The sequence below is a fragment of the Paenibacillus shunpengii genome, from assembly GCF_042684905.1.
In the GTDB taxonomy this organism is placed as follows: domain Bacteria; phylum Bacillota; class Bacilli; order Paenibacillales; family Paenibacillaceae; genus Paenibacillus; species Paenibacillus shunpengii.
In genome coordinates this window covers 679,575-704,614 of record NZ_JBHUMJ010000002.1, presented here as the reverse complement: position 1 = coordinate 704,614, position 25,040 = coordinate 679,575, and the positions used below count along the sequence as shown (strand labels likewise).

The 25,040-nt window shown below is 46.4% G+C and carries 23 protein-coding genes and 1 pseudogene; 3 read left to right on the top strand and 21 right to left on the bottom strand.

Annotated features, from left to right (window positions below):
- Window positions 1–172: 172 nt before the first annotated feature.
- The 5 genes from ACFSVM_RS03105 to ACFSVM_RS03085 all read right to left on the bottom strand — a co-directional run bounded on the left by ACFSVM_RS03105 (window position 173) and on the right by ACFSVM_RS03085 (window position 4,561).
- Window positions 173–523, bottom strand: a complete 351-nt coding sequence (locus tag ACFSVM_RS03105) for a type II toxin-antitoxin system PemK/MazF family toxin (RefSeq protein WP_047912142.1) — start codon at window positions 521–523, stop codon at window positions 173–175.
- A gap of 3 nt (window positions 524–526) precedes the next feature.
- Window positions 527–808, bottom strand: coding sequence for a CopG family ribbon-helix-helix protein (locus ACFSVM_RS03100; RefSeq protein WP_047912143.1), 282 nt, complete (start codon window positions 806–808; stop codon window positions 527–529).
- Between the two features lie 227 nt (window positions 809–1,035).
- Entirely contained in the window at window positions 1,036–2,232 is a 1,197-nt protein-coding gene (gene alr, locus ACFSVM_RS03095) for an alanine racemase (protein ID WP_076311977.1), read from the bottom strand.
- 339 nt (window positions 2,233–2,571) lie between these two features.
- Window positions 2,572–3,810, bottom strand: a complete 1,239-nt coding sequence (locus tag ACFSVM_RS03090; RefSeq protein WP_379260350.1) for a DUF4367 domain-containing protein — start codon at window positions 3,808–3,810, stop codon at window positions 2,572–2,574.
- A gap of 187 nt (window positions 3,811–3,997) precedes the next feature.
- Window positions 3,998–4,561, bottom strand: a complete 564-nt coding sequence (locus tag ACFSVM_RS03085; protein WP_076311979.1) for a GbsR/MarR family transcriptional regulator — start codon at window positions 4,559–4,561, stop codon at window positions 3,998–4,000.
- 372 nt (window positions 4,562–4,933) lie between these two features.
- Here ACFSVM_RS03085 and ACFSVM_RS03080 point away from each other — a divergent pair, with 372 nt between their 5' ends.
- The gene (locus ACFSVM_RS03080; protein WP_076311980.1) at window positions 4,934–6,139 is read left to right on the top strand and encodes a quaternary amine ABC transporter ATP-binding protein; all 1,206 of its coding nucleotides are present in this window, start codon (window positions 4,934–4,936) and stop codon (window positions 6,137–6,139) included.
- Entirely contained in the window at window positions 6,132–7,880 is a 1,749-nt protein-coding gene (locus tag ACFSVM_RS03075) for a glycine betaine ABC transporter substrate-binding protein (RefSeq protein ID WP_076311981.1), read from the top strand. Before ACFSVM_RS03080 ends, ACFSVM_RS03075 begins: the two co-directional genes overlap by 8 nt.
- A gap of 142 nt (window positions 7,881–8,022) precedes the next feature.
- Here ACFSVM_RS03075 and ACFSVM_RS03070 read toward each other — a convergent pair whose 3' ends face one another.
- The 16 genes and pseudogenes from ACFSVM_RS03070 to ACFSVM_RS02995 form a co-directional block, all read right to left on the bottom strand.
- Window positions 8,023–8,310 (bottom strand): phage holin family protein, encoded by a 288-nt coding sequence (locus ACFSVM_RS03070; RefSeq protein WP_076311982.1) that lies wholly within the window; start codon window positions 8,308–8,310, stop codon window positions 8,023–8,025.
- Window positions 8,311–8,546: 236 nt separating this feature from the next.
- Window positions 8,547–9,530: a ring-cleaving dioxygenase gene (locus ACFSVM_RS03065; protein WP_076311983.1), complete on the bottom strand. Its 984-nt coding sequence runs from the start codon at window positions 9,528–9,530 to the stop codon at window positions 8,547–8,549.
- 225 nt (window positions 9,531–9,755) lie between these two features.
- On the bottom strand, window positions 9,756–10,379 hold the full coding sequence (gene cdaS, locus ACFSVM_RS03060) for a sporulation-specific diadenylate cyclase CdaS (protein WP_090726029.1): 624 nt from the start codon (window positions 10,377–10,379) through the stop codon (window positions 9,756–9,758).
- Window positions 10,380–10,535: 156 nt separating this feature from the next.
- Window positions 10,536–11,093, bottom strand: a complete 558-nt coding sequence (locus ACFSVM_RS03055; RefSeq protein ID WP_379260346.1) for a YdhK family protein — start codon at window positions 11,091–11,093, stop codon at window positions 10,536–10,538.
- 204 nt (window positions 11,094–11,297) lie between these two features.
- Complete coding sequence (locus ACFSVM_RS03050; RefSeq protein ID WP_076311986.1) at window positions 11,298–12,029, bottom strand: DUF6081 family protein; 732 nt, start codon at window positions 12,027–12,029, stop codon at window positions 11,298–11,300.
- Window positions 12,030–12,144: 115 nt separating this feature from the next.
- Window positions 12,145–13,968 carry an APC family permease gene (locus ACFSVM_RS03045; protein WP_090726036.1) on the bottom strand — a complete coding sequence of 608 codons (1,824 nt, stop codon included), beginning with the start codon at window positions 13,966–13,968 and terminating at the stop codon, window positions 12,145–12,147.
- Between the two features lie 281 nt (window positions 13,969–14,249).
- A complete protein-coding gene (locus tag ACFSVM_RS03040) occupies window positions 14,250–15,803 on the bottom strand; it encodes a hydantoinase/oxoprolinase N-terminal domain-containing protein (RefSeq protein ID WP_076311988.1) in 1,554 nt (517 codons plus the stop codon).
- A complete protein-coding gene (locus ACFSVM_RS03035) occupies window positions 15,796–16,899 on the bottom strand; it encodes a DUF917 domain-containing protein (RefSeq protein WP_076311989.1) in 1,104 nt (367 codons plus the stop codon). Before ACFSVM_RS03035 ends, ACFSVM_RS03040 begins: the two co-directional genes overlap by 8 nt.
- A gap of 4 nt (window positions 16,900–16,903) precedes the next feature.
- Window positions 16,904–18,166, bottom strand: coding sequence for a cytosine permease (locus tag ACFSVM_RS03030; RefSeq protein WP_076311990.1), 1,263 nt, complete (start codon window positions 18,164–18,166; stop codon window positions 16,904–16,906).
- A 141-nt stretch (window positions 18,167–18,307) separates the two neighbouring features.
- Entirely contained in the window at window positions 18,308–19,894 is a 1,587-nt protein-coding gene (locus ACFSVM_RS03025) for a PucR family transcriptional regulator (protein ID WP_256209819.1), read from the bottom strand.
- Window positions 19,895–19,930: 36 nt separating this feature from the next.
- Window positions 19,931–20,884, bottom strand: a complete 954-nt coding sequence (locus tag ACFSVM_RS03020) for a sensor histidine kinase (RefSeq protein ID WP_379260342.1) — start codon at window positions 20,882–20,884, stop codon at window positions 19,931–19,933.
- Window positions 20,877–21,554, bottom strand: a complete 678-nt coding sequence (locus tag ACFSVM_RS03015) for a response regulator transcription factor (protein WP_090726046.1) — start codon at window positions 21,552–21,554, stop codon at window positions 20,877–20,879. The genes ACFSVM_RS03020 and ACFSVM_RS03015 overlap by 8 nt, the downstream gene beginning before the upstream one ends.
- 11 nt (window positions 21,555–21,565) lie before the next feature.
- Window positions 21,566–22,348: an ABC transporter permease gene (locus tag ACFSVM_RS03010; RefSeq protein WP_379260340.1), complete on the bottom strand. Its 783-nt coding sequence runs from the start codon at window positions 22,346–22,348 to the stop codon at window positions 21,566–21,568.
- Window positions 22,341–23,258, bottom strand: a complete 918-nt coding sequence (locus ACFSVM_RS03005; protein ID WP_379260338.1) for an ATP-binding cassette domain-containing protein — start codon at window positions 23,256–23,258, stop codon at window positions 22,341–22,343. Before ACFSVM_RS03005 ends, ACFSVM_RS03010 begins: the two co-directional genes overlap by 8 nt.
- 227 nt (window positions 23,259–23,485) lie before the next feature.
- Complete coding sequence (locus ACFSVM_RS03000) at window positions 23,486–24,259, bottom strand: hypothetical protein (RefSeq protein WP_379260336.1); 774 nt, start codon at window positions 24,257–24,259, stop codon at window positions 23,486–23,488.
- A 241-nt stretch (window positions 24,260–24,500) separates the two neighbouring features.
- A pseudogene (locus ACFSVM_RS02995) lies at window positions 24,501–24,746 on the bottom strand (zinc ribbon domain-containing protein); the annotation flags it as partial.
- A gap of 28 nt (window positions 24,747–24,774) precedes the next feature.
- Here ACFSVM_RS02995 and ACFSVM_RS02990 point away from each other — a divergent pair.
- Window positions 24,775–24,861, top strand: a complete 87-nt coding sequence (locus tag ACFSVM_RS02990; protein ID WP_379262856.1) for a hypothetical protein — start codon at window positions 24,775–24,777, stop codon at window positions 24,859–24,861.
- Window positions 24,862–25,040 lie beyond the last annotated feature (179 nt).

The window sequence follows — 25,040 nt, the reverse complement described above, 5'->3', positions numbered from 1 at the left end:
TTTATTTTTTTCTCTCATCAGTATAGATTTCTCTAGAGCGGAATGCAATGAATTATCTTCGTCTCTTGTTAGCGGTTTCAACTAAAAAAAGTACCAATCCCGTTAATATCCTGAAAAAAAAGAGAGTGCACGGCCTATATAAGACCATGCCCTCTCTTCACTCGAACAGTAATTAGAAATCAATTAATCCCAGACTGATCTGTAGAGCTTCACCCACAAGCTTCATCGTATCATCATCCAGATGCGTAATCTTGTCAGTTAGGCGCTGTTTGTCAATCGTTCTAATCTGTTCGAGCAACACAACAGAATCCCGATCAAAACCGTGCAGTTCTGCATCAATTTCCACGTGGGTCGGCAGCTTCGCCTTCTGAATCTGAGCCGTAATGGCCGCAACGATACAAGTAGGACTAAAGCGGTTGCCAATATCATTCTGGATCACAAGCACCGGTCTGACTCCCCCTTGCTCGGAACCGACAACGGGTGAAAGATCCGCAAAAAAAACGTCGCCGCGTTTAACGATCAATGTTTACACCCCGCTCACTAAGCGGCCCAGAGTGCTGTCTGCATCATCCTCCGCGTGAAAAGCTTCAGAAGCCATGGTCAAATTAATCTTGGCCATTTCCATATAGCCGCGCTGCATCGACTCCCGGATATAACGCTTCTTCCGTTCGTTTAAATACAGCTTCATGGCTTGCCTGATGAATTCACTGCGGTTCGAATTCTCCATTGCTACAATACCATCTACTTCCTGTAAGAGATGATCCGGCAAACTAATCATAATCCGTTTGGTGTTCTGTACATTGGTCAAGTTCTCTTCCACCCCCACACAAAACCTTACGCCACTGTGAACCAGTATAACGTTATTTAAGGAAATTTATACAAGAGGATATATATGCCCCGCGTATATCAACTATGCATTACTCATTATAAACGGTATGATATGATACGTACATCATCCATTTTGCGAATAACTACACTTTTCGCGGACATTAGACGAAAATCCTCTTTTCAAAAGCGAAAAATTTCCGGAAAATTTTAGGATAAGAGAGAGTTTACTCGAGATATGACTTGACCGGACCTCATGTACACACGCGGAATTCGATTCGCCAGCATACAGATCACTTCATAGTTAATGGTACCCAGCTTGGAGGCCAGTTCGTCGGCACTAATGGTACTGCCCATCTGCTGACCGATGATAACAACCTCTTCACCTGCTTTAATATCTTCCTGTTCTTCATTTAACGATTGTAATGACACCATACACTGATCCATGCAGATCGTACCAACGACTGGAACGCGGCGTCCGCGTACTAATACTTCTACCTTACCGCCGAGCATACGTGAGAAACCGTCTGCATATCCGATAGGCAAGGTTCCAATCTTCTCGTCCTTGGACGAGTAGTATCTTGTTCCATAACTTATACCCCAGTGTTCAGGAACCTCTTTTACGTATACAATCTTCGTCGTAAGTGTCAGCACTGGGAGCAAGTGAACCGCATTATGATCAACCTCGGCTGACGGATATAATCCGTACAGGCTGATGCCTATCCGAACCATGTCCAGACTCAGCGTCGGTGTATCAATTGCAGCTGCACTATTCCCCGTATGTATGATTGGGATGCTGTAGCCCTGATTTCGCAGTGCACTCACCACATCCATAAATCGTTGGTACTGTATAAGTGTATAGGCTTTATCCTCTTCGTCCGCCTTGGCAAAATGGGTATATGCCCCTTCAAGCATGACATAAGATAATCGTTTCAAGCGCTGAGCATAATGCTCGGCATCTTCCGCTGTGATGACACCTAATCGTCCCATTCCACTATCAATCTTGAGATGGACCTTCAATAGGTTATCCTGATGATCATCCAATGCGAAAGGTTCGAGAGCTTCAATACTCTGCAGCACCTCTTCACTAAACACTGTAACCGTAATTTGGTGCTTGTAAGCAACCTCAATACCTTCCGGCGGTGTATATCCCATTACCAGAATCGGCGAGCGAATACCTGCCTGTCTGAGTTCAAGCGCTTCATCCAGAAAGGCAACGTTCAGATAGTCCACATCCAGCCGTTCCAGCTCTTTTGCAATTTCCACTGCTCCATGGCCATAGGCGTTAGCCTTCACACATGCACTGAAGAGCACACCTTCTGGCAATACGTTACGAAAACGATCCACATTATGTCTTAAATGATCCAAGTTGATTTCAGCTTGGGTCGGGCGATACTGTCCTTGCACCCGCAGTCACCTTCCCTGATTTACATTTCCACTACAGCAATAAGTCTTATCGTATAAAACAGGGAGACCGCTGTCAAATACAGGTGTTTCTAATTATGGAACCTTTAAAAAAGAGGATACACTCATAACATACCCAATACCTTCACAGATAAAAATCCTGGAGTTATTTTCGCACAATTAAAAGTATTTCCATTACTCATTCTTCCAGCAGACCGATGGAGCGTTCCACAAAGAGGCGAACAGCCGTTATTTTACGGAAGACATCCATAAATAACGGCTTGATTTATTATATTACATATAAAATGATTTGGTTCTTAGTAATAAGCAGACGCTGCCTAATTATTTACCCGTTTGATCCTGCATTGAAGCAGCGATTTTCACCATTTCGGATTCCGGCAGATCATCGCTCGTAATTCTATATTCCATTCCCTCATCAAACCAGGTCAGCGTTCTCGGCAGTTCCGTTGTAATCATCCCAATTGTGAATCCGAGATCGACCGGGCTCGTTACCGCATAGGAGGATGCACGGTCCTGAGGTCTTGCTTCTATAATGGTATAATTATATGTTCCTTCGAATCGAAGCATAACTGCGTAATCATCCTCTGTCTCCATAATGGTCGGCTCGCCTTTGAAATCGACACCTTCCGGCAGATAGGTAGGCTCGATCACGCCGAAGTCTCCAAGCTCAGGAATATCGATAGCACCCGTTGTTTCATCTGTAGCTTCAGGTGACTCAGCTGCATCATTCGCAGGAGCTTGTTCGTTGTTCACCTCAGCACCCGGGGCATTCGCCTCTGGAGTTCCTGATTCGGTTCCTGGGTCTGTCTCCCCTGTATTGTCTTCCGGAGTTGTAACCTCCTCGTTGACTTGCGGAACGGCTTCACCGCTCTCGCTGTCGCTAGGCTCGGTAATCGTACCTTCGGCAGGTGCTTGACTTTGACCTGCATTTGCAGACATATTCTTCTGCATATCAAAGGCTTCTTTCTCGAATTTCGTACCAAACTCAAATTTGTCAAACTTCACATCCACTACGACCTTCGCATTGGCATCCGATACAGATACCTGCTTCGGAGCATAGTCCGCTTTGTTCAGCCAAATTTTTTGGCGTACAAGGGAATGCGTATTGTAGTTGGCAGCGACATCAAAAACATAGCTTTCTTCCTCATCGACAAACTGACGCGTGTTGTCTCCAATAATGCTGCGAACCAGTGTTTCATACAGATACACTTGACCCTGGTTATCCGGCCAGTCGCTTTGGAAGCGGAAGCTCTTGTTCAGACTAGGTGTGAGAACGAATACACCATCATCATTACGCAGGACGATCTGAGTGATGTCCTTCTTGGCATTTGTCAGCGCAATACGGTAATACGAAGGCTTTTGGTGCCATACTTCAACTTTGTACTCCTGAGGCGCATCTCCTGAATAGAGAGTCATTACACCTGATCCCTGATAACTCTCAAGACCACCCACGACTTCGTTCAAATCCTTTACTACTGAATCTGCATCCTTTGGTCCACAAGCCGCAAGCAGACCCGAAAAGCACAGAACCATGGCTAGAACCCATGATATCCGGCGCATGACATCATCCCCTTTAACACTGATTTCAACTGATTGATACATGTTTATGAGGGACTTGTTCGATTTATGCAGACTGGCCTGACAAGCATGACAAACATATTTTTAAAGCGATGAAATCCTTGGTTAGAGGGGAAAGAATCCATCAAAAAAAAGAGCCCCTGAGGGCTCTGCGTATGCTGTGCTGCTGCTACTTAAGATCTTCTTCCTTAGGAACCAGTTCAAAGATTTTTTCCGATTCCATCGTATCAATGAGACGATTCAGCCACTTGTAATAAGCCACAGCTGCCTTCATCTTCTCCATATCCTGAATAAGGACCTCCTTCAGAGGTTCGTCATCCTGATGCGCTCTGAGCATACGCTCAATCTCTTCAATGGCCTTCTTGAAAGAAAGCAGATTACTCTCCGCCGCTTTTCTCCATTTGATCGCAAAATAGTCCGTAAACGTCTGATGCCAGTCGTATTCAACCTCATATTGATCTTTACGGGACCCCTTGCTCCATACCTTATTCACCATCTTCATATCAAGGAGATTACGTACGCCTGTACTCATGCTGGTCTTGCTCATTTCCATCTCTCGTCCCATATCATCCAGCGTCATCGGCTTATCGGCAAAAAAAAGCAGTCCATATAAATGTCCGGAAGAGGAGCTGAGTCCATACAAGTCCATATTTTTACCAACGGTTTGGATTACGCGCTTGCGAATATTCATTAGTTTGTCTTGCTGCTGTTCATTTAATTGGTCCAAGCTCATGCTTGCAACCTCCCATTCTAAATCGTCAGGTATTAAAAAGAGTCAAGATAAGAGGTCTTATTCTCTCACCGACATAAACTGAATCCATTCAGGACAAAATATAGGCACCTAAACATAACATGATCTATTTTAGAAAAAGCATCACTAAAAGTAAAGAAACGACAGCCCTAGATTGACATCAAAAAACAACATTAAACCTTGATGTGACAGCACTTCTAACATCGTACAGTTTTTTCTGTACATACTTTACGTTCTGAATGTTCGTTTGAAATTATACATTTTATTTGTTACACTGGCAAAGGCTTATGTTCAGAAAACAAGCTTCACAGCGTGTATATCCGCTCTGCAAGCTAAAAATAAAGGAGTGTACCTATGACCATTCTGGAAGTCAGAAACGTCAGCAAGCTGTTTGGTCCCGGCGCAAGCGAGGGCGCAAAGCTGCTCAGTCAAGGCTGGGACAAGAAACGGCTGGCCACAGAAAAAGGAATCACTGTTGGTGTGAACCAAGTCAATATGGAAATTAAGCAGGGAGAAATCTTTGTGATTATGGGCTTGTCCGGAAGCGGAAAGTCTACTCTAGTGCGAATGCTAAATCGCTTGATTGAACCCACCTCCGGTGAAATTCTTGTTCATGGCAAGGATCTTCGCAAGATGAACAAAGAACAGCTCCGTGAAGTGAGAAGAAAAACAATCAGCATGGTGTTCCAGAGCTTTGCGCTTCTGCCGCACCGTACCGTGCTGGATAACGTAGAATATGGACTTGAAATTCAAAAAGTGGATAAATCCGTTCGTACCGAAAAAGCCAAAGAAGCTTTGGCGCTTGTCGGCCTCAAAGGCTGGGAAGACAAGCTGCCAAGTGAGCTGAGTGGTGGTATGCAGCAGCGTGTGGGTCTCGCCAGAGCACTGGCCAATGATCCTGAAGTCATGCTCATGGATGAAGCCTTCAGTGCGCTTGACCCTCTGATCCGCCGTGATATGCAGGACGAGCTGCTCGAGCTGCAGGATCGGATGAAGAAAACCATTGTCTTCATTACACATGATCTGGATGAAGCGCTCCGTATCGGGGACCGAATTGCACTGATGAAAGACGGTGCAGTAGAACAGATTGGAACACCGGAAGAAATCATGATTCAGCCAGCGAACTCGTTCGTCGCACGATTTGTGGAGGATGTGGATCTGTCGAAGGTTCTGACTGCTGCTCATGTTATGCGCAGACCAGAGACCATTACTCTGGATCGTGGACCTCGTGTTGCTCTTGAGCTCATGCGTGAAAGAGGGATCTCGAACTTATTCGTTATTGACCGTTCGAAGAAGCTGCTCGGCGTTATTACTGCTGAAGACGCTGCACGTGCTTCTAAGGATGGACAAACCATTCAGGATATTCTAATCACCGATGGTCCTCAAGTACCGCCGGAAACGCTTATGAATGAACTGTTCGAAATTACGAGCTCTGCGAAGGTTCCCCTTGCCGTCGTTAATGAGAATGGAAGACTGGAAGGCGTTATTGTGAGAGGAGCACTCCTCGGAGCGCTTGGTGGAGAAGTATCTGCAACGAAGGAGGAATCTATAAATGCCTAAGTTACCTATTGCGGAATGGATTGATGCCATTGTTGATTGGCTGAATGTATCCATTGCCGGATTCTTCCGTCTCATTTCAACCGTGATTGAGAGCGTCGTTGGATTTTTCTCAGGGCTGTTTATGCTTCCACACCCTATTCTTTTTATCATCATCATAGGAGTCATTGCTTACTTGCTAGGTAAATGGAAGCTCGCCCTGTTTACAGTACTCGGCTTCCTGCTTATTTATAACTTGGGATACTGGCCTCAGTCCATGGATACACTTGGGCTTGTTGTCACCTCGGGTATTATATCTATTGTAATCGGTGTACCCCTTGGGATTTTGTCTGCATACAGCCGTTCTATAGAGCGTATCGTCACACCGATTCTTGACCTGATGCAGACGATGCCTGCCTTTGTATACCTGCTTCCGGCAGTAACCTTCTTCAGTCTAGGCGTTGTACCGGGTGTTATTGCTTCTGTTATCTTCTCTATACCGCCTACCATTCGGATGACCCATCTCGGGATTCGTCAGGTATCAAAAGAGCTGGTTGAGGCTGCAGATGCATTCGGATCTACATCTAGCCAGAAGCTGTTCAAGGTACAGCTCCCGCTTGCCATGCCTACGCTGATGAGCGGTGTGAACCAGACCATTATGCTGTCACTGTCCATGGTCGTTATTGCTTCCATGATCGGTGCGCAAGGGATTGGTGCAGAAGTATACCGTGCAGTAGGACAGCTTCAAATCGGTAAGGGCTTTGAGGCTGGACTTGTTGTCGTCGTTCTTGCTATTGTGCTTGACCGATTTACACAGAACCTCGTCGGCAAGCCGGGACAAAAGAAGAAGAGCCGCCTTACTTCCAAGCAGCGGATCTGGATCGGTTCGGCTGCAGCAGCTATTGTACTGATTGCAGGATTCTCTCAATATTTTGTGGGCGGATCGAATACAGGCGGAACTGCCGCCAGCGGCAGTGTTGGTGAAGAAGTAAATTATGAGATTATCGGAATTGACCCTGGTGCCGGCATTATGGCATCCACTAATAAAGCCATTGAAGATTATGAGCTGACCGATTGGACCCTTGTCGAAGGCTCTGGTTCCGCTATGACTGCCATGCTGGAGAGAGCAATCCAGAATGAACAGCCGATTATTATAACTGGCTGGACACCTCACTGGATGTTTAATAAATATGATCTGAAGTACTTGGAAGATCCGAAGAAGTCTTACGGTGAAGCCGAAGAAATTCATACTGTTGCACGTAAAGGTCTTCAAGAAGACCATCCGACCGCCTATGAGTTTCTGGATCGGTTCCAATGGACTCCTGAGGATATGGGTGAAATCATGATTGCCATTCAAGATGGTGCTTCTGCGGAGGAGGCTGCAGCGGAATGGGCTGAAGCTCATCCAGATAAAGTAGACGAATGGATCAGCGGGCTATCACCGGTCAGCGGTGATTCCATCAAGCTCAGTTATGTAGCTTGGGATTCTGAAATTGCGAGTACCAACCTCGCCGATTACATTCTGTCCGAGAAGCTCGGATATAATGTCACTTCACTTCAGGTGGAAATGGGACCCATGTGGCAGGGTGTAGCCAGCGGAGATGTAGATGCATCCCTTGCCGCTTGGCTGCCGGTAACATCCGCTGCTTATGTGGAGAAATACAAGGATCAAATTGATGATCTGGGTGTCAACCTGGAAGGTGCCAAGACAGGTCTTACCGTACCTGCTTACATGGATATCGATTCCATCGAAGATTTGAAGTAGGCTAACAGCATAAAGCCGCAGTGAACTAGGTCTTCCTAGATCACTGCGGCTTTTTCTATCGATGTCCAGCTGGAGCAAGATTACATATTTATATATAGTCCCTTGTTTGCTGCTTGCGTAGACATTCGCCATCTGCTATTTGCTACTCGTTCTCACCAGAGCCAGAGCCACTTCTGGCACTTCTTGTCTGCTTCACCACCTGGTGTCCGTATACCGAAAATGCGCCTGCAAGAATACCTTGTATGACAGAATCAGGCGAAAGACCGAGTATCCATACACTCAAACCGACGGCTACGACGACAACGACATACACAATCGTCCAATCTGGAAAGGATGGTGTTGACTTCAGAATATATCCTACCACCCAGCATGCCGCCACGACGCCGACAAGTCTCGGGTCAATCAATTCCCATATTGCGCTCCATTCCACTAAGGGCCGCCCCCTATCTCGCTGAAGGATATGAATCAATGAAATAACACTCAAGGATTCCTCTACTCGTTATATATGCAAATGGATAGAAAATAAGTACATGCTGTATCAGGGAACCCTTACGGGACGATTATTAGTGAATATAAACAAGAAGAAAGCCCCCTTCCTTTGATAAAGGAAAGAGGCATCTATAGAAAGGCATCATTATTTATATAGCTAGTATCCGTTAACGATCGTTACTCATATTCCTTGTCAATTACACGGTCGCTTCGCATCGTGTTAATCGGACGTACATCTTGCTCAATTTGTTCACGGTGCGGCTCAAGGAATGGTGGCAAGGACAGCTTCTCTCCCAATGTCTCGTAAGGTTCATCTCCCATGAAGCCAGGACCGTCTGTTGCAAATTCAAATAGAATCTGCGGTGTTACTCTTGCATATAACGATTCGAAGAAATGCCGATCCACATAACCTGAGGTTGTAAATCCAAAGCTCGACATCCGCTCAATCCATTCTTCAAGCACGGCACGGTTCTCTACGCGGAATGCAGCATGATGAACGGTTCCGTACCCTTGGCGTGCGGGCGGAAGTATCGTATTATGTTCAACGACAACCTGTGCTCCGTTGCCTCCTTCACCCACCTCGAATAAATGTAGTGAGCCTTCAGCAGCAATTTCCTTGAATAAGAGTACCCGCTCCATCAATTCTTTAATGTAATCGAACTGGGCATGACGAATATAGATCGGTCCGAGACCCGTAATGGCATACTCAAGAGGAATGGGTCCATTCTGCCAAGGTGTTCCCGATGCCACTCCCTTATTATACTCATCCGAAATCAGCTGGTACTGCTGATCATCAAAATCAACAAAAGACAATGTTTTCTTACCGAATTGTTCTTTCACCCCGGTATGCTTGACACCAAGGCGGTCAAACCGCTTGACCCAATAATCAATCGCTGCATCGCTCGGCACCCGGAATGAAGACTTGTAAATTTCATCATTACCATGCTTGCCTTGCGGAATGCCGGGAAAATCGAAGAATGTCATGTCCGTTCCCGCACTCCCCTTGTCATCTGCGAAGAACAAATGATAGGTCTGGATATCGTCCTGGTTAACCGTCTTCTTGACGAGACGCATGCCGAGAACATAAGTGAAGAACTCATAGTTCTTCTCCGCATTGCTGGTGATTGCCGTTACGTGATGGATTCCTTTTAAATGATTCATCATGTCATCTCCTTAGTTAAATATGTTAAACAGGGATCAAATTCCTCACTCAATAAATGAGATTTTTGAAAATAATCTAAATAAAGTATTTTAAAATTAAGATAATTTCTTATGAAGCAAGGTTTTGTTTCTCTGCTACTATGTTTATTAGTTTATAACTAAACTGATATGTTGTCAAGCCCATTATGGCAAAACCAATCGCACAGCATACAGCAGTTTCTCCTGCTACAGCAAGCCGCTCGGCTGAACCGGATAGAGCTTACCCTGAATAGCAAAGGACACACGCCCTGTCTCCTCGGAAACGACCAGTACAAGACAGTCCGTTCGTTCGGTCAGTCCAATGGCCGCGCGATGACGTGTGCCCAGCATCTCCTCGCCTTCATAAAACTGTGCGGTAGGATAAATATTGCCTGCGGAGAGAATCACATTCTTATCCACAACCACCCCGCCGTCATGCAGTGGATTCCCCGGGTAAAATATAGACTCCATCAGTGAGAAGGAAAGAATCGCATTGATCGGAATGCCAGAATGGACAAACGGTTTGATCTCGTCCTTTCTTCGAATGGCAATGAGCGCTCCATGTCTTCGCTCTGATAAATGCTGCACAGTTGTTGCCAGCGTCGCATAATGATCAGTAAACGGCTCAAGATAAGTTCGTAAGTAGTAAGAGGCAGCAATGGTATGAATAGCCCGGAACTGCTGGTTCATCTGCTCGAATTGATTCAGAATACAGCACTGATTCTCCTCTATGGTGCCAAGCACACGATGGATGCCATCCATCAGCAGATGCAGCTGATTATTTAATTGATTTTTCATCGCTTCTGGCAGTGCCGGTTCGAGTGTATCCATTATTGCTTCATGGCTCCTTCATTAGATATATTTGTCCCTAATAGATTTCCCCGTGTAACTGTGAAGTTATTCAGGTGAGAATATTAGAAATGCCTGCGCATCAGGAGTATGTCCTGTATCGCAGGCATTTGTCGGAACATCATTAAACCGGTAAATTTACATTGCAGCCAGTTCTTCTTCCGTGACCCATTTATGGTTTGTGACAGGCTCACCGTCCGTAGTTGGAGTAAAATCAACCATATATACGGTGGTTTGCTTAGCCGTATCGATCGTGGCCTCTGCCCCTTTCATCCCTTCCATATGATCGGCGAGCAGCACGACCTCGCTGCCTGGTGTAAACGGTTCGCTGCCCGCATCCTGGATTTCTTCATGGATGACCCACTTATGATCCGTTACTTGCTCTCCACCGTTAACAGGTGTATATGAAACCGTATAAACGGTCGTGTCAAACGCTCCGGTTATGGTAGCTTCTGCTCCCTTCATGCCTGACATGTGGTCTGTAGTGATCTGTGCCGTTTCCCCTACTTTATATTTCGGATTTGACGCTTCCTTTAAACCTTCAGGAACGTCACCTGACGAAGAATGATTCATGGCCGAATGATCTTGGTGCGCCGCTGTGTCTGCAGCATCGTTTGAATTGCTGTCGCCAGTATTGCCGCATCCGCTCATGATGAGCATGGCTGTAATTCCGATTAGTGCCAGTTGTTTTTTCATATTTCATTCACCTCGTCTAATGTCTTTGATGCATTTATAATATACCCTATAGGGGTATAATTCAAACATTATATTATCCTTGCTTATTTTGCCTGGGGTCAGATCGTACAACCTGTACTACATATGCCCGCTAAAAATAAAACAGCCTTTCGTTCCAAAGGAACAAAGGCTGTTAAAGAGGTTACGATATGGAACTCACGCTGTCTATTCCTTAATCGTTACGGTCACTGGAGAATACTCGGCGATAACAGTCTGTCCATGAACAGATACGCTGCCTTCCGGAGACAAATCCTTCTCTGTCATAATGCCGAGCGCAATCGTAAATTTGTTCATTTTGACCGGAATGCCCGTTTCGCGGCGAACCTCGTGACCATTGACCAGGAATACAGCTTCATCATTAGCACGGTTATACGTAATGGTATACGTGTTGAACTCTTGAGGCTTAAAGTGAGCGTCATCCTCTTTAAAAATGCTGAAGTAACGGGTCTTGTCCGATTCAGGCACCTTCACGCCCGGGAACGGAAGAATCGCATATACACTGCAGAACTGCTCATTGTTCGCAAAAAAGTCGAGTGCTGCACCAGTGCTGAAATCGAGCAGATTCAAGGATACATAGCCATCATAAAAGTCTCCCGGAACCGTTCCTCTTGTACGCGCACGAATCTGCAGCTCAAATGTGACTTCACCGGATTCCGGCACTTCAACTTCCTCAGCAGAATAATACATATGCTTCGCATTATCGAGGATCTGAACCTGGTCATGCTGGCGGCTCAGTGGTGCCCGTACATATAATATTCCGTTCCGTACGATGACCACCGCATCCGGCTCCCTGTACTCCCAGAACGTTCCGTCCGGAAGGGCGAATCCTCCAATCTTCCACACTTTACCTTCATCTAAAATGGAGTGAAAATCTCCAAAAACGCGCTGCTGCTCCATTGATTGATCCTTCTTTCTATATATCTGAATTGGGTCTCAAATGCCCATACCCTTCTAGTATAAAGGATTATCGAGATTAATTCCTGCCCAATACACGAATGCATTCTAACCCTCTTTATTTTTTCAGATGATAAGGAACCGTTGCAACAACGACATTCTTCCGATACAGCAGATAAGTGCGGATCATGAGACTCGATTGATTGTGCAGCGCATGCTGCCATCCTTTTTTCGGAATAAATTGCGGTATAATAACAGTGACCTCGTAGTTTGTTTCTTTTGCCTTGTGCTGAATGATATCAATAAACTTCGAGAGCGGATTGATAATACTTCGATATGGAGAGTACAGTGTAACCAGCCGAATGTCAGGCTGCCACTCCTTCCACTTTTTCTCAAACGCCGCCTCATCTTCTCTGTCAAACGATACATACACAGCAATAATCTGATGAGCTGACAATGCCTTGGCATAATTAAGCGAATTCTCTACGACATGGGTAATGCCTGCAACTGGCAGAATAATGACATTCCCTTCCACGTGCATAGCGGGCTCACAGGTAGACAGTCTCAGCTGCTCTGCAGTCGCATCATAGTGCTTCCGGATTTGATAAAATATAAACAGCATGACCGGCAAAAAGATCAGAACAGGCCATACCTGAGAAAATTTCGTCATAAAGAATACCAGCACTACGACAAAACTGATGAGAGCACCAATGGTGTTGATCGTCAGCTTGCCTCCCCAGCCCGGCGGCTTCTCCCGGATCCATTTGACCATCATGCCGGTCTGAGACAAGGTGAAGGGAATGAATACACCAACAGCATAGAGCGGGATGAGCCCCTCTGTATTTGCCCCAAATACGATAATTAATACGATAGACAGCAGTCCAAGGATAATGATACCGTTCGAATACCCTAATCGATCTCCCCTGACGGTAAACATCCGGGGAATAAATTTGTCCTTTGCCAAATTGACCGCAAGCAGCGGAAACGCGGAATAGCCGGTGTTGGCCGCCAATATCAAAATTAAAGCCGTCGTTCCCTGAATGAAGTAATAGATCAGATTACGCCCGAAGGTATGCTCCGCAATCTGGGACACCACCGTTACCTCTGCCAAGGGACGAATGCCGTAATAATAAGCAAGAATTATAATTCCCGAGAACAGAATAGCCAGCAGCGTTCCCATTGCCATTAGGGTCTTGGCCGCATTAGAGGGTGCCGGATCTTTGAAATTCGGTATCGCGTTCGAAATTGCTTCAACCCCGGTCAATGCAGAACATCCTGATGAGAACGCCCTTAGCAGCAAGAACAAGCTGATCCCCGCTACAGGGGTTCCGATTGGCGTATGCAGCTCAGGTGAGACTTTTCCGGTTACGATGTTAAACAACCCAACCCCAATCAGAATGAAGAGGGCGATGACAAACAGGTACACCGGATAAGCAAGCACGGAGGCTGATTCTGTAACACCTCTCAAATTCAGCACGGTCAAGATCAGGACGAACAGCACGGCGATCCATACTTTATAAGCATGCAGCGCCGGGACAGCAGAGGTGATCGCATCCGTACCTGCTGACACACTTACCGCGACAGTCAAGATGTAATCAACAAGCAGCGATCCGCCCGCAATAAGACCGGGATACGTGCCCAGATTGCTCTTGGACACGACATAAGCCCCGCCGCCGTGCGGATAAGCAAAAATAATCTGACGATACGACAAAATAAGTGCAGCGAGCAGAATCAAGACCCCTACCGCAATCGGGATGGAATACCAGAAAGCCAGCGTACTGACGGTAACGAGAACTAATAAGATCTGCTCCGGGCCGTAAGCTACAGAAGATAACGCATCAGAGGACAATATGGCGAGAGCCTTCTTCTTATTGAGCTTCTGCTCTCCGGCTTCATGCGATTTCAATGGACGACCGATTAATATCCGTTTCAAGTTATACAATGGTGTTCACCGCCATTTTTATGTAATAGATTGCCCAGCAGTTTGCGAATTCATAAATGATATTCGCTTGATAAGAATAAATCCTCCGTGCAATCGCTGTAAAATTCAATTCTCTCAACTTAATGCCGTATAGATTCATTTATGACCAATGACGGCGATGAAAGCGTTATGAATCAGCTCTATTTAATGAAATCTCACACTCACTACCTTATGCATATAATTACATAAAAAAGAGGCTTCTACGGAAAGTCATACCCTTCCACATAGAAACCTCTCTTATCTTATCTCATCTGACCTACGACTTTCACTCGGAGTCTTGTTGCATTCTCAGGGTGATAAGCCAGCGGCGTTTCCTCCACTTCAACCAATTCAATCGTATCCTCTGCAGCTCCTGCAAGCACCGCCTGCTTCACTGCTTTCTCCCGGGCATCCTGAAGCGAAGACTCGCGCGGCTCTCTTGAATAAATATAGATCTGCTCGTACTGACCGCTGATCTGGGCAATCGATGCTCCAATCGCATTGGCAACACCGCCATTCGGCACCTTGATCATGCTTGCTACACCGCGGATGCTGTCCGGGACAATAATACTGCCGCCGCCGACAAGCACAAGTCTTACATCGTCAGAGGAGGTCTTCATCTTATCAATTGCCTGCTCCAGAATGAGGGAGATTTCGGCTTGAACCGATCTCGCAAAGCCCTCATCAAGGTGAGCGACAAGCGATGGATCGCCAACGTCGGCCAGCCCCAGCCGTACAGCAATATCTGTCGTCGTCAGCGTCTTGCCGCCAAAGACAAGCGCTTCTTCTCCAATCCGGTAACCGACACTGTCGGGTCCCACCGTAATCTTGCCGCTCTCATTGACACGAACAATGCTTCCGCCGCCGAGCCCAACAGAGATGATGTCCGGCATCCGGAAGTTCGTCCGAATATCGCCAACTTCTACCGCTACGGAGGATTCTCTTGGGAATCCGTCCTGCAATACTCCGATATCCGAAGTTGTTCCTCCCACATCCAGCACCATCGTGTCCTTGATCTGCGCCAGATAGGAAGCGCCTCGTATGCTGTTCGTCGGTCCGCAGGCAATCGTAAGGATAGGGAACTGCTTCGCATAGTCTATGGACATGAGAGTTCCGTCATTTTGACACAAGAACACTTGTGCAGAAGTAATCCCCTCCTCCGCCAGAGCATGGACAAATCCTTCTGTGGTCGTCTTAATAACCTTACACAAGGCAGCGTTCAGAATCGCTGCATTCTCACGCTCAATGAGTCCTACGGAGCCGATCAAGGAAGAACAGGATACCGGGAAGGCGTCTCCATAAGCCTTGTGAATGAGGTCCCGCACCTGCAGCTCCTGATCATTCTTAATAGAAGAAAATACGCCAATAACCGCAATCGCTTCAACTTTATCCTGCCATTCCCTTAGAAGTGCTGCAATTTCTGCTTCGTCAACCTCTCCCAGCACCTGTCCGTCATACTCATAACCGCCGTGAGCGAGAGCATACAGGCCGGACAGCTCCTCCATCATATCCTGCGGCCAGGCCGTATAAGGAGGAACGGAGGCAGTCGCTGGATAACCCAAGCGGATGACACCAACCTTGGCCAGTTTCTTGCGCTCTACAATTGCATTGGTACACTGCGTCGTACCCAGCATTGCATGAGTAATTTGGGTCTTGTCGATCCCCGCCTCTGCAAGCAGGCTTCTGAGTGACGCTTCGATCCCTGATCCGATATCGAGGCTTGTCGGAGATTTCACCGCATGAAGAAGCTGATTATGCTCATCCAGCAAAATGGCATCCGTATTCGTTCCACCCACATCAATTCCGATTCTATACATGGTCCTTCACCGCCTTGTTCACTAGTTCCTCAATTGGGACATAATCGTAGTCATAGCCAAAGTATCTTGGTCCTGCTGTTTCGATCCCCTTCTTCGTTCTCCATTTATGATCACATGGAAGTCCAATTACCCGCACACGCTTCCCATATTTCAGGCTTTCTGTGGTTACTGGAGACAGCGTCTCATAGTCCACCAGGCACAGGAGATCCGGTGTCATCGCGATGACCTCATCATCCTTCTCGGCAATAAGATTCTCATTCTGGAAATGGATCTTCATCATTCCATCTTTATGCGCTTCAATCCCCTCCAGATTTATTCGTCCGAGGTTGAAGCCTCCCTTGGTTTCCCGAATGACGTCAACAATCTTACCCTGGAACAGCTCATATCCCGATACTAAAGTCAGCAGCTCGCTGAGCTTGTCCTTGGCATCCTTGTGTTTGGACGCTATAATCTGGCCGATCTTCTCAGAGAGCGTCACGATATGATGAACCCCGCTTTGCTTCATCTGCAAGCCCGTCGTCGGGTAGAGGCTCACGAGTGAGCTTGCCCCCATCTCGACTGTGGCCGTCCGCGCAAGACGCTCGGTCCAGCGATTGTTGATTGTTTCAAAAATACCGATGTTTCCCTTCTCATCCGTAATCGCCATTGGCGTCGCTGAAATTCCGTCCAGGTTGAAGGTCACCATCTGCAGCTCGGGGAAGGCTCTGCCCATTCCGTCACAATCGACCAGAGGCAGACCCAGCTGGGCTGCAACGACAATCGGAATCATCGAGTTAACGCCGCCCGCTTCCATCGGATAAGTACCTGCAATCTTGTCCTTGCCCAGGTACTGGGAGAGCTTCTGAAAGACTTTAACGAATTCCTCTCCATTGGGGAACTTTTCAGACGAGACCGATGGCGCTCCCATCATTGCCGTAGGAATAAAGAAGTCTTCATCCTCTATTTCATCAACCGTAACCAGTTGAACAGGTCCATTCTTCTCAATTGCTGATATGGCCATAAGTTTGCCGATATAAGGGTCACCCCCGCCGCCTGTTCCAAGAAACGCAGCGCCAATCGCAATATGTTCAATCGCAGCTTTATCTAAATATCTCATTTTATTAATCCTCCAGTACGACAGACTTTGAAGCGGTTAGACGATATCCAATGACATAGATAACAAATGAAATCACGATGCCGATCAGCGGCTGATTAGATACCTGCGGCAAGCTCGGGAAGAGTGACAACAGGACCGGAATACAGGCAATTACCGAGCCAATGAGCCAGGAGTATACGCCGAGGAGATTGACTCCCTCGGTCTCCTTCCAGCTGTTCTTATCCCCTCGGTTCATCACCCAGTAGGAAGCAATCATCACCCCGGCTACAGGCGGTACCATCGCGGACAAGACCGACATGACAGGCGTAAAATAATCCAGGATGCCGATAACCGCGAGCAGTGTTCCAATCAATCCGGCCAGTCCAACCGCCCACTTTTCTTTTTCTTTCGAAACATTAAAGACATTAGTTAGTGCAAATCCGCCGGAAATGGCATTGACCATATTGGTCTTCCAGGCAGCCAGAATTAGGACAACTCCGCCGATAAACGGAGTAGCGATGCTGAGAAATACCGCCGTGACATCATTGGTCTGATAAGCCAGCGTCAATACAGCTCCTACACCGATCATGAGCAGACCCGCCGGAATGATGCCGAAGATCGCTGCTTTCCATACATCAGAACGCTTCTTCGAGAACTGTGAATAATCCCCTGCAATTACCGCCCCGAGGGCGAAGGAGCCAATCGTTACAGCCAGTCCATCCATAAAGCCCATATTTTGCTCAGGTCTGTAATCGGCAATCAGCTGCATTGTATCCCCATTCAGTGCTTCAATGAGGCCATATACGCACAGCACGACCAGCAGAGGAACAGCAATATAGCTTAGTACACGCAGCACCTTAATTCCATACATCGCGGATACGACCATCACGAGGCCGCTGATCAAGGAGGCGACAGGAACCGGCATATTCACATCAAATTCCGTCAGCAGATTGGCTAGCGCCGCCCCACACACATTAGCCTGAATACCAAACCAGCCGAGACAGGCAATGGTGAGAAGAATGGAGAGAACGGTCCGTGACCCTTTTTTGCCAAATACCTGGCTTGCCACCTGAACCGTTGATTTACCTAAATCCGTGCTCTGAATGCCCTGCAGAATCATAATGGCGACAATAATTGAATATCCCACCAGAGTAACCAGTAAAGTCTTTGACATGCTCATCCCTGTAATCAGGGTGTTGCCGACGAGAAGTCCCGGAATGCTGATCATGGCACCCGCCCACACGATGCCAAGCGTGAACCAGGACTGATTTGCTTTTTCGTTCTTCATCGCTTCCCCCTCCGTTCTTTGTTTCAAATTGATTTTTCTCATTGTAAAAGAAGAAGGGGTGCGCCGTCTTTTTCAGAAATAAAAAGAAAAATCCGAATTTTTGTCTAATTCGACAAAAACCCGGATTCATTGGATTGAAGTTCAGCTGTTGATTAACCGATAAATCATGCACGCAAGATACACATCATAAAATTCAGAGTTCATCGTAATGTCGTAACCGATGTGCTCACTGATCTTCTTGATTCGATACTTCACCGTATTTTTATGCACATAGAGCAGCTTGGCACAGTCATCAAGATTCCCCTTCGCATCCAGCAGATAAGTCGTCAGTGTCCTGATTGATTCGGAATCCTCCAGTACAGGAGCAATGACGGACAGCCACTCCTCGATTACCTCTTCTCCCTGCACGCTGAGGTCAATCGCCCGCTTCATCGAGCGGATCTCCGCAGCCGTATACAGCTTGCGATGATTGTAGATCAGGTGTACCTTCTTGCCGACCTGATTCACGAGCTGATACATCCGGCGCACATCGGTCGTGTTCTTCATTCTCGGTGCGTAGATGATCTTGGAGATCGAAGAGGAATAACGTGCTGCCTCCATATATTCCGCTGCAATTTCGTATTCATTGTATTTATATGAGCAATTTCCAAGGAGAACGACAATACCATGCTCCATCGTCTGGATCACAGCCGTCTTATAATATTGGGCGAGATATTCCTCAAGCTCCTCGCGGATCTTTTTTTCCTCCGATAAATCCTGAACCGACACAAGCCACATCATTTGAATAGCAGACACATCAATATGCAGCTGATGCGCCAGTCTGCGCATCTTCTCGCTCTCATCATTAATGATCGCTTTGACGAGCGCGTATTCGCTGACCTCGTTATGCTTGTCCCCCCACAGATTGATCGCTACCTGCACGACCTCACCAATTTTGTCTATCGTTTTGGGCGGTAATTTGGCATTTTCCTTGATCACAAAAAGAAACAGTGTCTCGCCGTTCTTCTGATGAACACTTCGATGCTCAATATAGCCGGCAGATTCCACTTCTTCTGCCTTTATTCTGCCATGGGTCAGCTGAGGTGCGTATTCCCGAATCATCCGCGAGACGTCAAGGGTTGAGTTACGGGGCCACATGACCCGGTTGATCATATCCAAACTACTGCTCGTCAGTACCAGGTTGGCCTTCAGCCGGTCGGATAACAGCTTCAGCGTCATTTCCACACTGCGGGAATGCTCTGGCAGCAGTGATACCTTCTCTAGCGACTCATTCACAAAATTATCGTTGATCGTCTGCTGGCTTAGTACAACCGCTTCCATCACTTCATAGATGACTTCGTTATACCGCAATGTATAATCGTTCTCCGGCATACAGATAATCATGAAATTACGGGATTCTGCGAACTTCAACAGTTCAACCGATATCTCCGGAATAACAATGCCGACATAATATAGAATCAATCCGACCTCTCCAAGGTCATGCAGGTACTGAATCGTTTCACACTGCTTCTCGATACTGTCTTTAATAGAGAATAAGGAGCTAATTACAAGCTCCTCTGCATACCATTCCTTCTGAACGGAATTTACGATCTGTGAGGAGAAGTCAGCATTCGACACCTCCAGTACAGACAAGGAGGAAACGGTCCGTTCCACATTACTGTGTCCGGTCAGCACCTTCGCCCCTCGGAAGGAGGGCAATTGCAATATTTCTTTAACGGTTACCCCCATTAGCCTCACCACACTTATGCATTTGCTTGATCTGAATTAATTCAATGGGTATTCGGTTTGAATCTGATTGACCGGCAGATAGATTCTAAGAATGAACCACTGATTCTCCAGCGCTGCATCCATCTTACCGTTCATTTTTTCTATCAGCTTTTTGGAGAGATACAGCCCCAGTCCGCTGGCTTCCGTATTGGTTCGGCTTGTGACCTCGGTATAGAAGCGCATAAACACTTTTTCTACAGCAACCTTGCTGTTCGGCTTGATATCATTCTTGACGGTCATGAGGAGGAACCCATCTTCCAGCTCATAGCCTATGACCGCCGTGCTGTTGGCATAACGGAGTATGTTCTGAACCACATTTTGTATAACCCGTATCAGCATGTAGGCGTCGGCAATAATCTCCACACGGCTAAGCGACTCAGGAAAAGTAAGCTCAATATTCTGCTTCTCCAGCTGCTCATAGTAAGTTAAGAAGATCTCTTCCACCAGGCTGGAAAGGGGGAGTGATGTAAGCTCCATCTCCTTCTGATTGGTCTCCACGCGCGCCAAGTCATAAAAGTGATCGGTCATCTCCAGTAATCGGCTGACAGAGCCTTCCACAATGCCAAGATAATGAATCCGCTTGGACTCATCTTGTGTCTCACTTAGAAGCTGAACATAGCCCTTAATCGAAGTGAGCGGTGTTCGCAAATCATGAGAGAGCCCGGCAATGGACAGCTTAACGTTCTCCTCCATTTGCCGGACATGCCGATTTTTATGCTCGTAAGCATCAATCATTTGATTCCATTCATCGACCAGCTCGATCAGCGCCTTGTCACGAAAATCAAGAAACAGTCTGCTGCCGAAGCCTGCCCGGTCCGGAATGTCTTTCATCGCATGCTTGAGCTTACGAAGCTGCCTCCTGAGAAAGATGATATACAGAAGGAGCGCCATAGCCAGGAAGACAAATACCCATCCCCACATCCCTTGCCAGCGCCCCTTTCCGTTAATCAAATTTGAAGCCGATACCCCATACGGTTTTGATATAGCTTGTGTCATCCGAATGAAGTTTATTTCGCAAATTACTGATATGTGTATTGATCGTTTTCTCACTATCCATAAAAGGTTCATTCCAGACACTCTCATAAATATTTGCACGGCTGAACACTTTATGCGGATGCTCCAGCAATAGCAGAAGGATCGCGTACTCTCGTCCGGTTAGATGAAGCGTCTGGTCGTTCAGCTTCACTTCACGCGTTTCTGTATTTACCGTAATATTGTGATAACGAATCTCTGTATCATGAGGAGCGGCAGCCTTCGTTGTGGAGGCATGTCGCAGCTGGATATCCATGCGCGCGAGCAGCTCCTTCACGTCAAACGGCTTCACGATATAATCATCTGCGCCGCTGGTCAACAGCTCCAGCTTGGATTGCTGATCGTTTCTCGCTGAGATGACAATGACAGGAACGGATGAACTGCTTCGGATCTCTTGCAGAAACTGCTCGCCATTGATCCCTGGAAGCATCAGATCCAGAAGAATGAGATCCACCTCATTTTGCTCAAACAGAAGCTTCCCCTCCGTCCCTGAATAAGCACTCAGCGTGCAAAAGCCCCTCTGCTCCAGAGTCTCCTTAATTAGAGAATGAATAGCCGCATCATCTTCAATGATTAACACATTTCCCATCTCTATTTCTCCTACTTTATGTCTGTTCGTCCAAACAGAAAAATTCCTATAGCTGATGATAACACGATTGTGATGAGACTGACCACGGCCATCTCTGGAAATCTGGCAATATCAGCCGAGCTCGCAAAATCCGAATAGAACAGGAAGGATTCAGAGAACCAGAAGGTAACGTGCTTGAAATGCTCGGTCTGCTGGAAGATGCCTGCACCAAAGCCGGTTCCGATCGTATACAAAAAGCTCCAAACGAGCGAAGTACCGCTGTTCTTGGTCAGAAAGCTAATCATCACATAAATTGAAACGTTTGATATAAGTAACAAATATAAAGTGCCGAAGGTTTGAAGCGCGTAGCTGAAGTAGCTCTGAACGCCGGCAACCTCTCCGAAGCCGAACAGAAGTGAATAGCTGATCATCCCCATCAAAACGAGCAGGATCGAACCCATCAGCGTAAGCAGTGCGGATATGAGCAGCTTAGACAGATAAAAATGCTTACGGCTGCGGCCTAATGACAACACATTGCGAATTGTCCCGTTCTGAAACTCTTCTCCAATATAGAAGCTGATAAATGCGCTCATCACGAGCAGAACGGCAAGTCCATTCTTCTCAATCATGAGAACCCCTGTCGCGCCGTTAACTACCGTATCAATGGCCTGAACCAGCTCCTCTCCATTGCTTATAATATCCATTTTGCTGAGAGCCGCTTGGCAGACCGGCAATAGGAACAGAATGGCAAGAACGATCCATAGCTTGCTGCTGCGATATATTTTGATTCGTTCCGCTGACAATAGATTAAACATCCGCGCCACCTCCTGTTAACTGTAAGAAATAATCCTCCAGCTTCTGCCTGCTGGCGCCAATACGCAGTACATTCACCTCAGCAAAGACTAAGGCCCGGTTGATTGCCGCAACCTCGCTTACCTTGTCATAGATGTGAATCTCTGTTCCGCTAATAACTTCGTAATCTCTGATTCCGAGTGCATCCAGCACTACAATCGCTGCCTCTGCCTCTGTCGTTTCGAGTTCAATATATTGCCGGGTTTCGTTAGCCAGCTCCTCTTGGGAGAACTCCCTGATCAGCTTCCCTTCATGCAAAATACCGTAGTGAGTCGCAATCTGCGATAGCTCATCCAGCAAGTGGCTTGAGAGCAATACGGTTATACCCCGCTCAGTCACCATCCGTTTAATAATCTCACGCATTTCTACAATACCTGAAGGATCCAGACCGTTGGTCGGTTCATCCAGAATTAAAAATTCAGGGTGAGTCATCAGTGCCGTAGCAATAGCCAAACGCTGCCGCATGCCTAGCGAGAAATTTTTGGCCTTCTTCCTGCCTGTGTTGTTCAGATTCATCAGGCGAAGCAGATCCTCGATCTCCCGTTCGCTTACACCGCCGTTTGCTGCCTGCACCCGCAAATTCTCACGAGCTGTCAAATCGGGATACAACGCCGGATGCTCAATCGACTGCCCCATTCTTCTCCTTGCTTGCTGCAGTCCCTTCGTCCCGGTCTCGCCAAACAGCTGGATGCTGCCCTCATCGACGGTAATCAGTCCCATCATCGCACGCATAAAGGTCGATTTGCCTGCGCCGTTCTCTCCGATCAAGCCGTAGATCATGCCTCGTTTAATCTCAAGGGATACTTTATCAAGCGCTTTATGCTTGCCGTACATTTTGGATATATGAGTTGCCTTCAGAATCGTTTCCGACATTTAGAATCACCCTTTTGAAGTTGATGAGCTAAGTATAGAATGCAGATATAAATAAAGGGACCCGATAAGTATAAAGAAAGTATAAAGATTGCGAAGATACAATATATCTTTCCTTGGCATGGTATGGGTGATTCTCTATTCTATTAAATAGCAAAAAACCACTCCTTATACGATCATAAGAAGTGGTTATAGGTTCATTTATATGAAAGTGAAGCGGGGTGTTCTCTTTAAAATCTTTTATAAAACGTAGCCATATCTCTAAACCCATAGAGACTGTTACTTGCGAAAGTTATGGTCTGCCCCTCCGTACGTTGTAGAAATCGTTCATTCCAATGACCCATATTTGAGGTAAACATCTCAGCTAACTCCTTATTTGCAAAATATCCTAGAGAAATGTGAGGTGTGTAGGAAGGTCCACATGTTTCTAATCCAAAGCGTTCCTTATATTTCTCAATGAGGCACTTCCTTTCCTCCTCAATCTTATGTACTGCGGCCCCGGAACGGGAATTTGCAGGTTTCAGGCTTGCTACCAGGACCGAATTTCCCCACTTAATCAGCTTATCGAACTCAAAATCAATCGATTCCTCCATATGGATATGTAATGGCCGGTTATCAATACTACAGAAGTCCTTCTCTCCTCCCTGAATGGAATGAGGTAAATTATCGAGCAGATCCTCCGCATTAAACCGATGTGCTCGTGATACCTCCTGTACATTGCCATCATTAATTCCATCCCATAGAGTCACATGATATGAATGCGAAGGAAGAGGACAAAACAGATATGTATTCTTCACTTCTGATAATTGTGTAAGTGTTTGATTGAGACTTTTGTATAATCCTAATTGTTCAGATTCGATATCACAGCTTAATAACTTCAAATCTTCATTCGCATCTAGCGGTAATAAGCAGTCCGATGGATTATCAAATAGGATGGAATACCCTCTAAAATGGGACCACTCCGGTGTAAATCCAGCGATTTTAGGATTCGTAATAAGAAACATACACAACCTCCATTTTAGTAATCTTTATTTAACGTTACTACTTCATATTCACGTTGCTGTAATACCATAGATTATCTCATGACCGTTTTCAAGGTTTATATGAAATGGTTATTGTTAACACTCCCACAGCTAAAGCAATGGGATTCTTGAGTGATGAAACCGAAGTCCGTTTCCGGTATCGGAGTATGACCTCAAGATGAGGCTGTGCCATCAGCCCTCCTAAGACAGTGCGTATAGCATCTTAGGCTGATTGGCTGTTACCGCCAATCACAGGTGCGTGAATAATATTGATTGCACCCACTCTATCTCGATGGGTTTTATAACCACATGAACAAGCATATTTTCTATCCTTTACTTTGTTTTTTGAATCGCAAATAGGACATTTCTGTGATGTATACGCTGGGTCCACATACTCTACTCTAATTCCTACCATATTTGCCTTATATTCAATGAATTGAGCCAAGCGATAAAATGACCATGTATGCAACGGTACAAAAGCTTTAGATGTCTATAATATGAGTACGGCTGATGGTGGAGATGTTGTTCAATGGACTTATTGGGGTGGCGACGGACAACTATGGTATTTAGAGCCTGCTAATTAGAAGGATTACGTTCCGTTCTTGACATACATCGACCGTAACAAGAAGTGACTCACCACAGGCTGCAGGGTCTAATGGGTCAATTCGTCTGAATTAAACAACACTTGGAGGAGTCTTCATCGCAAAAGAATAAGAGTAGCCATTGCCCTGGCTGCTCTTTTTTTGTATTCATTTTATTAAAC